The organism is Azospirillum sp. (assembly GCF_035628975.1).
Taxonomy (GTDB): Bacteria; Pseudomonadota; Alphaproteobacteria; order Azospirillales; family Azospirillaceae; genus Azospirillum.
Genome location: NZ_DASPIS010000054.1, coordinates 63,495 through 78,255, shown reverse-complemented (window position 1 = coordinate 78,255; position 14,761 = coordinate 63,495). Strand labels below are relative to the sequence as shown.

The 14,761-nt window shown below is 67.1% G+C and carries 12 protein-coding genes; 11 read left to right on the top strand and 1 reads right to left on the bottom strand.

Annotated features, from left to right (window positions below; all coding sequences use genetic code 11):
* Positions 1-68: 68 nt before the first annotated feature.
* The 8 genes from VD964_RS12335 (at position 69) to rpmB (ending at position 10,492) form a co-directional block, all read left to right on the top strand.
* Complete coding sequence (locus VD964_RS12335) at positions 69-1,934, top strand: extracellular solute-binding protein (RefSeq protein WP_324868884.1); 1,866 nt, start codon at positions 69-71, stop codon at positions 1,932-1,934.
* A 73-nt stretch (positions 1,935-2,007) separates the two neighbouring features.
* Positions 2,008-3,873, top strand: a complete 1,866-nt coding sequence (locus tag VD964_RS12330; protein ID WP_324868883.1) for an extracellular solute-binding protein — start codon at positions 2,008-2,010, stop codon at positions 3,871-3,873.
* A gap of 72 nt (positions 3,874-3,945) precedes the next feature.
* Positions 3,946-5,055 carry a microcin C ABC transporter permease YejB gene (locus VD964_RS12325; RefSeq protein WP_324868882.1) on the top strand — a complete coding sequence of 370 codons (1,110 nt, stop codon included), beginning with the start codon at positions 3,946-3,948 and terminating at the stop codon, positions 5,053-5,055.
* On the top strand, positions 5,052-6,140 hold the full coding sequence (locus VD964_RS12320) for an ABC transporter permease (RefSeq protein ID WP_414637137.1): 1,089 nt from the start codon (positions 5,052-5,054) through the stop codon (positions 6,138-6,140). The genes VD964_RS12325 and VD964_RS12320 overlap by 4 nt, the downstream gene beginning before the upstream one ends.
* Positions 6,141-6,312: 172 nt before the next feature.
* Positions 6,313-7,953: an ABC transporter ATP-binding protein gene (locus tag VD964_RS12315; RefSeq protein ID WP_324868881.1), complete on the top strand. Its 1,641-nt coding sequence runs from the start codon at positions 6,313-6,315 to the stop codon at positions 7,951-7,953.
* Positions 7,954-8,051: 98 nt separating this feature from the next.
* A complete protein-coding gene (meaB, locus tag VD964_RS12310) occupies positions 8,052-9,050 on the top strand; it encodes a methylmalonyl Co-A mutase-associated GTPase MeaB (RefSeq protein WP_324868880.1) in 999 nt (332 codons plus the stop codon).
* 212 nt (positions 9,051-9,262) lie between these two features.
* Positions 9,263-9,958: a hypothetical protein gene (locus tag VD964_RS12305; RefSeq protein WP_324868879.1), complete on the top strand. Its 696-nt coding sequence runs from the start codon at positions 9,263-9,265 to the stop codon at positions 9,956-9,958.
* 234 nt (positions 9,959-10,192) lie between these two features.
* Positions 10,193-10,492 (top strand): 50S ribosomal protein L28, encoded by a 300-nt coding sequence (gene rpmB / locus VD964_RS12300; protein WP_012973047.1) that lies wholly within the window; start codon positions 10,193-10,195, stop codon positions 10,490-10,492.
* Positions 10,493-10,813: 321 nt separating this feature from the next.
* On the opposite strand, the gene VD964_RS12295 is transcribed toward rpmB, so the two are convergent.
* Positions 10,814-11,392: a regulatory protein RecX gene (locus tag VD964_RS12295; RefSeq protein ID WP_324868878.1), complete on the bottom strand. Its 579-nt coding sequence runs from the start codon at positions 11,390-11,392 to the stop codon at positions 10,814-10,816.
* A gap of 98 nt (positions 11,393-11,490) precedes the next feature.
* Between VD964_RS12295 and VD964_RS12290 the strand changes: the two genes are divergently transcribed.
* The 3 genes from VD964_RS12290 (at position 11,491) to argF (ending at position 14,544) form a co-directional block, all read left to right on the top strand.
* A complete protein-coding gene (locus VD964_RS12290; RefSeq protein ID WP_324868877.1) occupies positions 11,491-12,294 on the top strand; it encodes an ABC transporter permease in 804 nt (267 codons plus the stop codon).
* Positions 12,295-12,433: 139 nt separating this feature from the next.
* Positions 12,434-13,591 (top strand): aspartate aminotransferase family protein, encoded by a 1,158-nt coding sequence (locus VD964_RS12285; protein ID WP_324868917.1) that lies wholly within the window; start codon positions 12,434-12,436, stop codon positions 13,589-13,591.
* Complete coding sequence (gene argF, locus VD964_RS12280) at positions 13,588-14,544, top strand: ornithine carbamoyltransferase (protein WP_324868876.1); 957 nt, start codon at positions 13,588-13,590, stop codon at positions 14,542-14,544. Before VD964_RS12285 ends, argF begins: the two co-directional genes overlap by 4 nt.
* Positions 14,545-14,761: the final 217 nt, after the last annotated feature.

The following is a 14,761-nucleotide window of genomic DNA, read 5'->3' as shown; positions in this document are numbered from 1 at the left end:
ATTGCGCTTGACCGGGGCGCGGACGTGGCAATCTAACCAGAACGCCCGCTCCCGACACAGGATTGCCGATGCGCCGCCTTCTCGCCGTTGCCGCCACGATCCTGACCCTCGCCGCGCCGGCCGCCTTCACCTCGGCCGCCTTTACATCGGCCCAGGCGGCGACGAAGACCGTCACCGCGCTGAAGCAGTTCGGGGAGCCGCAGTTCAAGCCGGACTTCACCCATTTCCCCCACGTCAATCCCGACGCGCCCAAGGGCGGGTCGGTCGGGCTGGCCGAATCGCAGCCGGGCACCTACGACAGCCTGAACACGCTGATCCTGCGCGGGGTGCGGCCGCGCACGCTGGGTCTGATCTCCGACACGCTGATGGTCGGTTCCGGCTGGGAGCTGGACGCCGCCTACGCCCATATGGCGGAAAGCGTGGAGGTGCCGGACGATTACGGCTGGGCGATCTTCACGCTGCGCCAGGGCGCCCGCTGGCATGACGGCACGCCGATCACCAGCGCCGACGTCGTCTTCACCTGGGACGCGATCCAGGCCCATGGCGCACCCTTCATCAAGTCCTTCCTCGACCACACCGCCAAGGTGGAGGCGCTGGACGAGCGCCGCTTCAAGATCACCCTGACCGGCACGGGGGAGATCAAGCCGATCATCGACTTCGCCGTCACCTTCGCGCCGCAGCCCAAGCACTGGTGGACGGCGCAGGGGCGCGATATTTCCAAGACGACGCTGGAGCCGGTGCTGGGCAGCGGTCCCTACCGGATCAAGACGGTCGATCCCGGCCGCTCCATCACCTACGAGCGGGTGGCCTACTGGTGGGCGAAGGATCTGCCGACCGCCCGCGGCTTCTACAATTTCGACACGGTGAAGGACGACTTCTACCGCGACGACGATGTGATGTTCGAGGCGTTCAAGGCCGGCGCCTATGATTTCCGCGGCGAATACCGGGCGCAGCGCTGGACCACCGGCTATGATTTCCCCGCCGCAAAGGACGGCCGCGTCCTGAAGCTGGAGGTGCCGAGCGAGCTGCCGCTGGGCGCCCAGGGCTACCGCCTGAACACCCGCCGCGACAAGTTCGCCGACCCGCGTGTGCGCGAGGCGCTGACCCTGCTGTTCGACTTCGACTGGATCAGGAAGAACATCCTGTACGGCCAGTACAGCCGCACGCTCAGCAACTTCCCCAACTCCGACTTCGGGGCCAAGGGTCCCCCCGGCCCGGCGGAGTTGGCGCTGCTGGAGCCCTTCAAGCCTCAGCTGTCCGAGCGGCTGCTGACCCAGCCCTTCACCCTGCCCAGCACCGACGGCAGCGGCAACAACCGCGCCCAGGTGCGCGAGGCGACGCGCCTGTTCAAGGAAGCCGGCTGGGAGACCCGCAACGGCAAGCTGACCAACGTGAAGACCGGCGAGGTGATGGCGATCGAGTTCCTCGACGGCACCGGCGCGCTGACCCGCGTCACCCAGCCCTACATCGAAACCCTGCGCCGGGTCGGCATCGACGCCACCCTGCGAATCGTCGACACCGCCCAGTATCAGGCGCGGTTGGACGAGTTCGATTTCGACGCCATCGTCGTCAATCTCAGCTTCTTCACCCCGCCGGGCACCGAACTGCGCGGCTATTTCGGCTCCGCGGCCGCCGGCATCAAGGGATCGGCCAACTATTCCGGCATCCATGACCCGGTGGCCGACGCGCTGATCGAAAAGGCGCTGGCGGCCAAGGATCTGGAGCAGGTGCAGGCCGCCACCCGCGCGCTCGACCGCGTCCTGCTGTGGGGCTTCTACATGGTGCCGCAATGGTACAACGCCGAAAGCTGGATCGCCCACAAGGCCTGGCTGGCCCATCCGACGGTCTGGCCGAAATACGATCAGGACTATCGCAGCACGAATTTTCCGGCGACTTGGTGGGTCGATGCGGCTGGCAAGGCAGCGCAGCCTTGATGACGCCCCATTGAGGGGCTAACTCCATCAGACTGAACAGTTTTTGGACAACAATCGAGGGAGGGGACCGGGCATGACTTGTCGGATGCGGTGGCTGGGCACCGGCGTGACGGCTGCGATGACGGGGACGGCAATGGCGGCGCTTCTGCTGCTGGCGGCACCCGTCGCGGCGCAGGAAAAGGGCAGCCACGCCCTGGCCCTGCACGGCAAGCCGAAATACGGGCCGGACTTCCAGCATCTCGACTACGTCAATCCCGACGCCCCGAAGGGCGGCGAGGTCAAGCTGATGTCCTTCGGCGGCTTCGACAATCTCAACCCCTTCATCCTGCGCGGACAGGCCGCCGCCGGCGCCGGACTGGTGTTCGAAACGCTGACCACCAGCAACGGCGACGAGGCGATCACCGAATACGGGCTGCTGGCCGAGACCATCCAGGTCGCCGACGACCGCAGCTGGGTCGCCTTCACCCTGCGCCCCCAGGCCCGCTTCCACGACGGCAAGCCGGTCACCGTCGACGACGTGCTCTGGAGCTTCGACACGCTGCGTGAAAAGGGCCACCCACTCTACCGCACCTACTATGCCGACGTGACGAAGGCGGAGAAGACCGGCGAGCGTACGGTCAGATTCTCGTTCCGGAATGGCAACAATCCCGAGCTGCCGGTTATCATGGGCCAGTTGCCGGTTCTGCCCAAGCATGCCTTCGCCAACCGCGACTTCGCCACCACGACGCTGGAGCCGCTGGTCGGCAGCGGTCCCTACAAGGTCGTCGACGTGCAGCCCGGCCGCGCCATCACCTACGAGCGGGTAAAGGACTGGTGGGCCAAGGATCTGCCGATCAACCGCGGCCGCTACAATTTCGACCGCATCCGCTACGACTATTACCGCGACCTCGACGTGGCGTTCGAGGCGTTCAAGGCCGGCGCCTATGATTTCCGGCTGGAGAATTCGTCGAAGAACTGGACCACCGGCTACAATGTCCCGGCGGTGCAGAACGGCCAGATCGTCAAGGAGGAGCTGAAGCACGAGGACCCGCAGGGTATGCAGGCCTTCGCCTTCAACATCCGCCGCCCGATCTTCGAGGACCGGCGCGTGCGCGAGGCGCTGAATTACCTGTTCGACTATGAATGGACGCGCGCCAACCTTTCCTATGGCCTCTATCAGCGCACCAAGAGCTATTTCGCCAACACCGAACTGGCGGCGACCGGCCTGCCCTCCCCCGCCGAACTGAAGCTGCTGGAGCCCTTCCGCGGCCAGATCCCCGACGAGGTGTTCACCAAGCCGTACGAGCCGCCGAAGACCGACGCCAGCGGCAACATTCGCGGCAACCTGCGCACGGCGCTGGGCCTGCTGAAGGAAGCCGGCTGGGAGTTGAAGAACGGCAAGCTGGTCAATGCGCAGGGCCAGCCCTTCCGCTTCGAGATCCTGCTGGTGCAGGCCGACATGGAGCGCATCGTCCAGCCCTTCGTCCGCAATCTGGAGCGCGCCGGGATCGAGGCGCAGATCCGCGTGGTCGACAGTGCACAGTACCAGAACCGCACGGATAATTTCGATTACGATATGATCATCGAGCGGTTTGCACAGTCATTGTCGCCCGGCAACGAACAGCGCGATTACTGGGAATCGTCGCGCGCCGACCAGCCCGGCAGCCGCAACGCGATCGGCATCAAGAACCCGGCCGTCGACAAGCTGGTGGAGACGTTGATCGCCGCCCCCGACCGCGAGGCGCTGATCACCGCCACCCGCGCGCTGGACCGCGTGCTGCTGTGGAACTGGTACGTCATTCCGCACTGGCACGACACCGTCTATCGCGTCGCCTATTGGAACCGTTTCTCCCATCCCGCGGTTGCCCCGAAATACGGCCTGGGATTCTCGGACAGCTGGTGGGTCGATGCGGACAAGAACGCCAAGCTCTCCAACAGTGCGCGCCGTACGGGCCCCTGATACATAGCCGGGACACAAAACCGGGCTACACTGCGTCACCTTAGAGGATTGGGGAGGGTCGGGACACCCGCGATGCTGGCCTACATCATCCGCCGCCTGTTGCTGATCATCCCCACCCTGTTCGGGATCATGGTGATCAATTTCCTGATCGTTCAGATCGCCCCCGGCGGCCCGATCGAGCAGATGATCGCCCGCGTCCAGGGCACCGCGGTGGAGGCGACGTCACGCATCGGCGGCACCGCCGGCGGCGACGCCAACACCGCCCAGCGCCAGAACCAGACAGCCGGGGACAGCGGCGGCAAGTATCGCGGCGCCCAGGGCCTGGACCCCGCCTTCATCAAGCAGCTGGAAAAGGAGTTCGGCTTCGACAAGCCGATCCACGAACGCTTCATCCACATGATGTCGAACTATATCGTGTTCGATTTCGGGACCAGCTACTTCCGGGACCGCCGGGTGGTCGATCTGGTGCTGGAGAAGATGCCGGTGTCGATCTCGCTCGGCATCTGGACGACGCTGATCGTCTATCTGGTCTCCATTCCGCTGGGCATCGCCAAGGCGGTGCGCGACGGCCAGCCCTTCGACGTCTGGACCTCCGGCGTGGTCATCGTCGGCTATGCCATCCCCAGCTTCCTGTTCGCGGTGCTGCTGATCGTGGTGTTCGCCGGCGGGCGCTATCTCGACTGGTTCCCCTTGCGCGGGCTGGTGTCCGACAATTGGGGCGACCTGCCCTGGTACAAGCAGATTCTCGACTATTTCTGGCACATGGCGTTGCCGGTGCTGTCCATGGTGATCGGCGGCTTCGCCGGCCTGACCATGCTGACCAAGAACTCCTTCATGGAGGAGATCGGCAAACAATACGTCACCACCGCGCGGGCCAAGGGCCTGACGGAAAAGCGCGTGCTGTACGGCCATGTCTTCCGCAACGCCATGCTGATCGTCATCGCCGGCTTCCCCGGCGCCTTCATCGGCATCCTGTTCACCGGCGCCATGCTGATCGAGGTGATCTTCTCGCTGGACGGGCTGGGGCTCCTGGGCTTCGAGGCGGCGATCAACCGCGACTATCCCGTGATGTTCGGCACGCTCTATTTCTTCACGCTGCTGGGGCTGATCATGAATCTGGTCGGCGACATCACCTATGTGATGGTCGATCCCCGCATCGACTTCGAATCGCGGAGGGTATGATGACTCCGCTGACCCGGCGCCGGCTGGCCAATTTCAAGGCGAACCGCCGCGGCTTCTGGTCCTTCTGGATCTTCCTGGTGCTGTTCGTCCTCTCGCTGGGGGCGGAGTTCATCGCCAACGACAAGCCGCTGCTGATTGAATACGAGAACCAGTATTACTGGCCGGTCTTCCAGACCTACCCCGAGACCACCTTCGGCGGGGAGTTCGAGACGGAGACCGATTACCGCGACCCCTATGTCCGCGACCTGATCCAGGCCAAGGGCTGGATGGTCTGGCCGCCGATCCCCTACAGCTACCGCACCATCAACTACAACCTGCCGGTCCCCGCCCCCGCCCCGCCGTCGGCCGACAACTGGCTGGGCACCGACGACCAGGGGCGCGACGTGGTGGCGCGGCTGATCTACGGCTTCCGCATCTCGGTGCTGTTCGGTCTGGTGCTGACCGCCTTCTCCTCCGTCGTCGGCGTGGCGGCCGGCGCGGTGCAGGGCTACTTCGGCGGGCTGACCGACCTGTTGTTCCAGCGCTTCATCGAGATCTGGCAGGGGCTTCCCACGCTGTTCCTGCTGATCATCCTGGCCAGCGTGGTGACGCCGACCTTCTGGTGGCTCCTGGGGCTGCTGCTGCTGTTCTCGTGGACGGCGCTGGTCCATGTGGTTCGGGCGGAGTTCCTGCGGGCGCGCAACCTGGATTACGTGCGCGCCGCCCGCGCGCTGGGCGCCGGCGACGTGACCATCATGGTGCGCCATGTTCTGCCCAACGCGATGGTGGCGACGCTGACCTTCATGCCCTTCATCCTCAACGGCTCGATCACCACCCTGACCGCACTGGACTTCCTGGGATTCGGCCTGCCGCCCGGCTCGCCGTCGCTGGGCGAACTGCTGGCCCAGGGCAAGGCCAACCTGCAGGCGCCGTGGCTGGGCCTGACCGCCTTCTTCGTGCTGGCGATCATGCTGAGCCTGCTGATCTTCATCGGCGAAGCGGTGCGCGACGCCTTCGATCCGCGCAAGACCATCGCCCAGATGTCAACGGCGATGCCGGGAGAGGCCGCAGCGGCGACGGCTGCGCGCAAGGAGGCGGCGGAGTGATGATGCTGGATGCCCCCTCCCTAACCCTCCCCCGCTTCGCGGGAGAGGGGACTCCGCTGCATTTTCCCAAAGCTCCTGCCCCCTCTCCCGCAAGGCGGGGGAGGGATGGGGAGGGGGCACCCGCGATGCACCTTCCGCCAACGAAGAAGGCCCAACAGCCCGAGAGCCCGACATGAGCCTGATGCCCCCCAACCCCGACCTGCTGTCCGTGCGGGGCCTGCGCGTCGATTTCCGGTCCGGTGCCGGCGCGACGCAGGCCGTGAAGGGCGTGTCCTTCGACATCCAGAAGGGCGAGACGGTGGCGCTCGTCGGCGAATCGGGCTCCGGCAAGTCGGTGACGGCCCTGTCGATCCTGCAGCTGCTGCCCTACCCGATGGCGCACCACCCCGCCGGCTCGATCCGCTTCCGCGACACCGAGTTGCTGGGCGCCGAGGAGAAGACCCTGCGGCAGGTGCGCGGCAACCGCATCGCCATGATCTTCCAGGAGCCGATGACCTCGCTGAATCCGCTGCACAGCATCGAGCGGCAGATCAACGAGACCCTGTTCCTGCACAAGCGCCTGTCGACCGGCGCCGCCCGCGCCCGCACGCTGGAGTTGCTGCGCCTCGTCGGACTGCCCGACCCGGAAAGGCGGCTGACCGCCTATCCGCACGAACTGTCGGGCGGCCAGCGCCAGCGTGTGATGATCGCCATGGCGCTGGCCAACGAGCCCGACCTGCTGATCGCCGACGAGCCGACGACGGCGCTGGACGTCACCATCCAGGCGCAGATCCTGGCGCTGCTGAAGGATTTGCAGAGCCGCTTCGGCATGGCGCTGCTGCTGATCACCCACGACCTGGGCGTGGTGCGCAAGATGGCGGACCGCGTTTGCGTGATGAACCAGGGCGAGATCGTCGAGCAGGCCAAGGTCGACGACCTGTTCATCCGCCCGCGCCACCCCTACACGCAAAAACTGCTGTCGGCCGAACCGCGCGGCAACCCGCTGTCGCCGCCGGAAGATGCTGCGGAGGTGATGGCCGCCGACAAGCTGAAGGTGCATTTCCCGATCAAGAAGGGGCTGCTGCGCCGCACCGTCGGCCATGTGAAGGCGGTGGACGGCGTCGACGTGGCGGTCCGCCGTGGCCACACGGTCGGTGTCGTCGGCGAATCGGGATCGGGCAAGACGACGCTGGGCCTGGCATTGCTGCGTCTGCACGCCAGCCAGGGCGCGATTCGCTTCGACGGCACCGACATCCAGGGCTGGCAGCCGAAGCGCCTGCGCGGCTTGAGGCGCGAGATGCAGATCGTTTTCCAGGACCCCTATGGCAGCCTGTCGCCCCGCCTGTCGGTCGGCCAGATCATCGGCGAAGGGCTGGGCATCCACGGCATCGGCGACCGCGGCGAGCGCGAGGCGATGGTCGCCCGCGCGCTGGAGGAGGTCGGGCTGCCGCCCGAAGCCCGCAACCGCTACCCGCACGAGTTCTCCGGCGGCCAGCGCCAGCGCATCGCCATCGCCCGCGCCCTGGTGCTGAAGCCGAAATTCGTCGTGCTGGACGAGCCGACCTCGGCGCTGGACATGTCGGTGCAGGCGCAGATCGTCGATCTGCTGCGCGACATCCAGGCCCGCCACAACCTCGCCTACCTGTTCATCAGCCATGATCTGCGGGTGGTGCGGGCACTGTCCAGCCACGTCATGGTGATGAAGGACGGCAAGGTGGTCGAACAGGGTCCGACCCAGCGCATCTTCGAGGACCCGCAAGAGGAGTACACCCGCGCCCTGCTCGCCGCCGCGCTGAACCTGGAGGCGGTGGAGTCGCCGGCGGTGCGGACGTGAGTTGCGGACGTGAGTTGCGGGCGTGAGGCGGAGGCTTTATCCCGAACCGCTCCCTCGGGTAGGGTAGCCCTCCCCTCGCACTGACCGACGCCGATCCCATGACCGACACCGCCCCGCAAGACGCCGCCCGCCTCGCCGAAGCCGTCCGGTCGGGGGACCGGCGGGCGCTGGCGCGGGCGATCACGCTGATCGAATCGACGCGCGCCGACCATCGCGCCACCGCCGACGCGCTGCTGGCGGCGCTGCTGCCTTACACCGGCAACTCGGTGCGACTCGGAATCTCCGGCGTGCCGGGGGTGGGCAAATCGACCTTCATCGAGGCGTTCGGGCTGCATGTCATCGGGCTGGGGCACAAGGTCGCGGTGCTGGCGGTCGATCCGTCGTCGCAGCGCACCGGCGGCTCGATCCTGGGCGATAAGACCCGCATGGTCGATCTGTCGCGGGAGGCCGACGCTTTCATCCGTCCCTCCCCGGCAGGTGCGACGCTGGGCGGCGTGGCCCGCCGCACGCGCGAGGCGATGCTGATCTGCGAGGCCGCCGGCTTCGACGTGATCGTGGTGGAGACGGTCGGCGTCGGCCAGTCGGAGACCGCGGTCGCCGACATGGTCGACCTGTTCATGCTGCTGCTGCTCCCGGCCGGCGGCGACGAGCTGCAGGGCATTAAGAAGGGCATCGTCGAGCTGGCCGACCTCGTCGTCGTCAACAAGGCCGATGGCGACCTCGCCGCCACCGCCCGCCACACCGTCGCCGACTACCGCCACGCTCTGGCCCTGCTGCGCCATGGCGACTGGCGGGTGCCGGTGCTCAGCTGCTCCGCCGTGAAGAAGGTGGGGATCGACACGGTGTGGGACACCATCGGCGAGCACAAGGCCCTGACCGAAGCCAATGGCGCCCGCGCCACCCGCCGGGCGGAACAGGCCCGCGCCTGGCTGTGGAGCGAGATCCGCGAGACGCTGATCGACCGCTTCCGCGCCCACCCCGCCGTGCGGGCCGATCTGGCGCGACTCGAGGAGGAGGTGACCGCCGGCACGACCATCCCGGCGGCGGCGGCACACATTCTCCTGGGGCGCTTCCTCGACCAAACAGGCGGCGCATAACCCGTTCAGCTTATGTTGCACCGCAACAAATTCGTTGCGCCGCACCAACCGTAGGGCTATTCTGCATCGGGCGGGAAAGGGGCGGCGTGCGCCGATTCGACCTTGTCGATCAGCGTCTGTCGCTTGGGCCGGGGTGCCCGCGGTCTCCTGGGGTTACGCCGGAGCGGCCTTTCCGTTTCCGCCAATGTGCCTTTTCTACGGGAGACAACGCCATGACCGCTCAGCCGACCCCCGCCGCCGTCCTGACCCTGCTCAAGACCAACGCCCAAACCACTGCCGCCAAATCCGCGCGTGTCGCCACCTTGGTCCAGGACGGCTACCGCCGCTGGTTCGACGGCGTGACCGCCTCGGTCAACGACGCCAGCCGTCTGGCCGCCGGGCTGGGCAAGGCCCGCACCCCTGCCGATCTGGCGGCGCTGCAGCGCGACTGGCTGTCCACCACCCAGGCCCGCGTGACCGAGAGCGTGCAGGGCTTCCTGGACGTCTCCACCAAGATCGCGGCCGAGATCACCACCCTGCCGGCTCCGGCCGCAGACGCGGCCCCGGTCGCCGCTCCGGCCCCGAAGGCCGAGGTTCCGGCGCCCGCCCCGGTGACGGTCGCCGCCCCGGTGGTCGAGATGCCGAAGGCCGAAGTTCCCAAGGTCGAGGCCCCCGCTCCGGCCCCGGTCGTCGAGGCCCCGGAAGCTGCTCCGGAGCCCGCCCCGGTGAAGGCCGCGGAGACCGCTCCGGTCGCCGCCGCCGCCGCCGCCAAGCCGGTCGAGGTTTCGGTCGAGACGCTGGTCGAGGCTGTGAAGGCCGAAAAGGCTGCTCCCGCAGCCCCCATCGCTGCCGAAGCGAAGGCTGCGGCCAAGCAGGCGCCCCGCCGCGCCGCCAAGCCGGCGTCGAAGACCTCCACCGCCGTGAACTGACACCTGTCAGGGACAAGGCATTTAGAGAAAGACCGGACGCGGCGCGTCTCTTCGGCAGATCGAAGAGGCCGCCGCGCTTCGACTCTCCACATTCCCGCGACGACTCAGGTTTTGATGGGTTCATCGCGGATCCCGGCTTGACGACGGCGCTTTTGTTCGACTATATAGCGGCCTCCTTCGGGCGGCAGGCCGTCCGTTACCGGGTTTCATTTGCTAAAGTAAAGGATCAGTCCGATGGCACGTCGGTGCTCCGTGACCGGCAAGGGCACGCAGTTTGGCAACAACGTCAGCCACGCCAACAACAAGAATCGCCGCCGCTTCCAGCCGAACCTCCAGGAAACGTCGCTGCTCAGCGACAGCCTGGGGCAGCTGGTGCGTCTGCGCCTCTCGGTGAACGCGATCCGCTCGATCGAGCACAAGGGCGGCCTCGACGCCTTCCTGCTCGACGCGAAGGACGCCGTGCTGAGCCTGGATGCCCGTCGCATCAAGCGCCGGATCTCCAAGGCCCAGGAGAAGCAGCAGGCCGCGGCCTGATCGCTTCCCGGCATCTGGGGCGCGTTTGGTGTGCTGAAGCGGAGCGCTTGCCGCTCCGCTAGCGAGATTTAGGACGCGTACAGGACGATTCCGACTCCCGGTAAGAGAGCGGCGCGCGACATCCGAAAGGGTGCCGCGCGTTTCGTCGTTTCCGGGGTTGGGTGCTGTTGCGGTTGCCCCCTCCCCATCCCTCCCCCGCCCTCGGTCGGCCAAAGGCCGATCCGATCGCGGGAGAGGGGGTAGGAGCTTTGCGGAGGTGCGGCGGAGTTCCCTCTCCCGCGAAGCGGGGGAGGGTTAGGGAGGGGGCAACCGGGCGAGAATTCACTCCCCCAACACCTCCTCGGGGTCCTCCGCATCCACCACCCGCCGGGCGATCTCATACCCGAAGCCGGCCCGCCCCAGCGCCGCCATATCCTTCTCGCGGTGCGCCTCGCGCTGTTCCGGCCGGCGGTAGGGCCCCAGCCGCCGCCGCTTCGCGAGCGCCAGCGCCGCGGTCAAATCCAAATCCGGCCCGACATCCTCGCGCAGGCTGTCCAGCGCCTTGTCGGCCTCGTCGCGGCCGATGCCCTTCCCGGCCAGCTTCTGCGCGATCAGCCGGGTGGAGGCGCCGCGGCGGTGCAGGCTCTCGGTCCGCATGCGGGCATAGGTCTCGTCGTTCAACAGGCCGCTGCGGACATAGCGGGCCAGCAATTCGTCGATCCAGCGGGCGCCCTCCTCGCGGTCGGTGCCGTGGGCCTTGGCCGACAGGTCGACCTTGCGCATCAGCACCCGGCGCAGGTTGGCGGTCGAACTGGCGAAGCGTTCCAGATAATGCAGCGCCGCGTTCTCCAGATACTGCGGCGTGACGCGCCTGGGCGGCTTGCGGGCCGGCGAAGATGGGCGCTTGTCGTCGGTGTTCATGGCAGTTCCTTCGGCGGCGCCGGTTGCCGGATGGGCGGGCGGCACGTACAGTCCGTGGCCTTATTCCGGCCGGTTCCCAACAGGCAGATCGTGACGCGATGACCCTTCCCCTTCCTCCCATGCCGCGCAACGTCGGTTCCGTCAACTGGATCGGCCTGTGGACGCTCTACGCACGCGAGGTACGGCGCTTCGTCAAGGTGCACCAGCAGACCGTCTGGGCCCCGGTGGTGACGACGCTGCTCTATTACGCGGTGTTCGCCCTGTCGCTCGGTTCCGCCGTGCGGATGGTCGGAGAGACGCCCTATCTGCAATTCCTGGCGCCCGGCCTGATCATGATGGCGATGGTGCAGAACGCCTTCGCCAACACCTCCTCCTCCATCGTGATCGCCAAGGTCCAGGGCAACATCGTCGACATCCTGATGCCGCCGCTGTCGCCGATGGAGCTGGTCAGCGGCTTCGTGCTGGGCGGCGTCACCCGCGGCATCGTGGTCGGCCTGGTGACCGGGCTGGCCATCTGGGCGGTGATCCCAATGCACATGCCGCATCCGGGCTTCGTGCTGTTCCACGCGGTAATGGCGTCGATGCTGCTGTCGCTGCTGGGTCTGGTCGGCGGCGTCTGGTCGGAGAAGTTCGACAACATCGCCGCGGTGACCAACTTCGTGGTGACGCCGCTGTCCTTCCTGTCCGGCACCTTCTATTCGGTCGACACCCTGCCGCCGGTCTTCTGGTGGATCGCCCATTTCGACCCGTTCTTCTACATGATCGACGGCTTCCGCTATGGCTTCATCGGCGTGTCCGACGGGGCGCGCTGGCTGGGCGTGATCGTGATGCTGGGGGTGAATGCCGGGCTGTGGTGGCTGGCCTGGCGCATGTTCAAGACGGGCTACAAGCTGAAGGCGTGAAACACCGGAAAGTCTTGCGTCTTTTCCGCCCTATCCGTTGACAGAACCGATCGATCTTCGGATATTTGCCGTTCCCGGTGGCCAGCCATGGCCGCCGGATTTTCCTTTTTGGGAGACCAAAGCCGTGATCCCCGTCGTTATGCCCACATACGCCCGCGCCGACATCGTGTTCGAGCGTGGTCAAGGTCCGTATCTCTACGCGACCGACGGGCGACGATTCCTCGACTTCGCCGCCGGCGTCGCGGTGAACGCCCTGGGTCACGCGCATCCCTATCTGGTGGAAAAGCTGACCGAGCAGGCGAACAAGCTGTGGCACACCTCCAACCTGTTCCGGGTCGCCGGGCAGGAGAGCCTCGGCAAGCGCCTGACCGAGGCGACCTTCGCCGATACCGTGTTCTTCACCAACTCGGGTGCGGAAGCGTGGGAATGCGGCGCCAAGGCCGTCCGCAAGTACCACTATGACTCCGGCAACCCGCAGAAGAACCGCATCATCACCTTCGAGCAGGCCTTCCACGGCCGCACGCTAGGCGCCATCTCGGCCGCCAAGCAGGAGAAGCTGGTGCATGGCTTCGACCCGCTGCTGGACGGTTTCGACCAGGTGCCGTTCGGCGACCTCGACGCCGTGCGCGCCGCGATCACGCCCGCGACCGGCGGCATCTGCGTCGAGCCGATCCAGGGCGAGGGCGGCATCCGCGCCGGCTCGGTGGAGTTCCTGCGCGGCCTGCGCGCGCTGTGCGACGAGCATGGCCTGCTGCTGTTCCTGGACGAGATCCAGTGCGGCATGGGCCGGACCGGCAAGCTGTTCGCCCATGAATGGGCCGGCATCACACCGGACGTCATGTGCGTCGCCAAGGGCATCGGCGGCGGTTTCCCGCTCGGCGCCTGCCTGGCGACGGAACGTGCGGCGTCGGGCATGACCGCCGGCACCCATGGCTCGACCTATGGCGGCAACCCGCTGGCGACCGCCGTCGGCAACGCCGTGCTGGACGTCATGCTGGCGCCGGGCTTCCTGGACGGCGTGCAGAAGACCTCGGCCTATATGCGCGGCCGCCTGGAGGAGTTGATCGCCAAGCATCCGGCGATGTTCCTGGAACTGCGCGGCCAGGGCCTGATGCTGGGCCTCCGGCTTGGCCAGCCGGTGGGCGACGTGGTGGCGAAGCTGCGCGCCAACGGCCTGCTGTCGGTTCCGGCCGGCGACAATGTGGTGCGGCTGCTGCCGCCCCTGAACATCGGCGATTCGGAAGTGAACGAAGCCGTCGGGATTCTCGACCGGACGGCGCAGGAGTGCGTGGGATGAGCGGCGACAACACCAACACGGCCAATAACGGCGTTCGGCATTTTCTCGACATCGACCGGATGGACGGCGCCACGCTGCGCCGCCTGCTCGACCATGCCGTGCGCATCAAGGCCGACCTGAAGAAGGACCGGCTGGCCCATTCCACCCTGCTGGCGGGCCGTTCGCTGGCCCTGATCTTCGAAAAGCCGTCGACCCGCACCCGCGTGTCGTTCGAGGTCGGCATGCAGCAGTTCGGCGGCAACGTCGTGGTGCTGAAGCCCGACGACATGCAGCTGGGCCGCGGCGAGACCATCGGCGACACCGCCCGCGTGCTGTCGCGCTTCGTCGACGCCGTGATGGTCCGCACCACCGGCGAGGAGCGGGTGCATGAACTGGCCGCCCATGCCAGCGTGCCCATCATCAACGGCCTGACCGACCAGACCCACCCCTGCCAGATCATGGCCGACCTGATGACCTTCGAGGAGCATCGCGGTCCGATCAACGGCCGGACCGTCGCCTGGATCGGCGACTGCAACAACGTCGCGGTCAGCTGGGCCCATGCGGCAGTGCGTTTCGGCTTCGAGATGCGCCTCGCCTGCCCCACCGTCTACGGCCCGTCGCCGGAGCTGCTGGCCTGGGCGGAGCGCGAGGGCACCGGCCGTCTGGTCGTCACCGAATCGCCGGAAGAGGCGGTGCGCGGGGCCGAATGCGTCATCACCGACGCCTGGGCCTCCATGCACAACACCGACGTGGACGAGCGCGCGGCGATCCTCAGCCCCTATCAGGTCAACGAGGCGCTGATGGCGCACGCTCATCCCGAGGCGCTGTTCATGCACTGCCTGCCGGCCCACCGGAACGAGGAAGTGACCGACGGCGTGATCGACGGCCGCCATTCGGTGGTCTGGGACGAGGCGGAAAACCGCCTGCACGCCCAGAAGGCTATCCTCGGCTGGTGCATGGGCGTGCTGGACTGAGGGAGCGTTCTGCCCCCTCCCTATCCCTCCCCCGCTCACGCGGGAGAGGGAACTCCGCCGAATTTCCGCAAAGCTCCTACCCCCTCTCCCGCGAAGCGGGGGAGGGATGGGGAGGGGGCAGAACTCCCCACACCACAGGCCACCCCCATGCATGGGTGCCCTGCCGGCCTTGATTCGGCCCTTCCTCACCCCGATCTTCGGCCCTACGCCTATATCG

Bases quoted from the DNA above. Each gene is read 5' to 3' on its own strand.
- VD964_RS12335 (WP_324868884.1), top strand. From the start codon at position 69: ATGCGCCGCCTTCTCGCCGTTGCCGCCACGATCCTGACCCTCGCCGCG.
- VD964_RS12330 (WP_324868883.1), top strand. From the start codon at position 2,008: ATGACTTGTCGGATGCGGTGGCTGGGCACCGGCGTGACGGCTGCGATG.
- VD964_RS12325 (WP_324868882.1), top strand. From the start codon at position 3,946: ATGCTGGCCTACATCATCCGCCGCCTGTTGCTGATCATCCCCACCCTG.
- VD964_RS12320 (WP_414637137.1), top strand. From the start codon at position 5,052: ATGATGACTCCGCTGACCCGGCGCCGGCTGGCCAATTTCAAGGCGAAC.
- VD964_RS12315 (WP_324868881.1), top strand. From the start codon at position 6,313: ATGAGCCTGATGCCCCCCAACCCCGACCTGCTGTCCGTGCGGGGCCTG.
- meaB (WP_324868880.1), top strand. From the start codon at position 8,052: ATGACCGACACCGCCCCGCAAGACGCCGCCCGCCTCGCCGAAGCCGTC.
- VD964_RS12305 (WP_324868879.1), top strand. From the start codon at position 9,263: ATGACCGCTCAGCCGACCCCCGCCGCCGTCCTGACCCTGCTCAAGACC.
- rpmB (WP_012973047.1), top strand. From the start codon at position 10,193: ATGGCACGTCGGTGCTCCGTGACCGGCAAGGGCACGCAGTTTGGCAAC.
- VD964_RS12295 (WP_324868878.1), bottom strand. From the start codon at position 11,392: ATGAACACCGACGACAAGCGCCCATCTTCGCCGGCCCGCAAGCCGCCC.
- VD964_RS12290 (WP_324868877.1), top strand. From the start codon at position 11,491: ATGACCCTTCCCCTTCCTCCCATGCCGCGCAACGTCGGTTCCGTCAAC.
- VD964_RS12285 (WP_324868917.1), top strand. From the start codon at position 12,434: ATGCCCACATACGCCCGCGCCGACATCGTGTTCGAGCGTGGTCAAGGT.
- argF (WP_324868876.1), top strand. From the start codon at position 13,588: ATGAGCGGCGACAACACCAACACGGCCAATAACGGCGTTCGGCATTTT.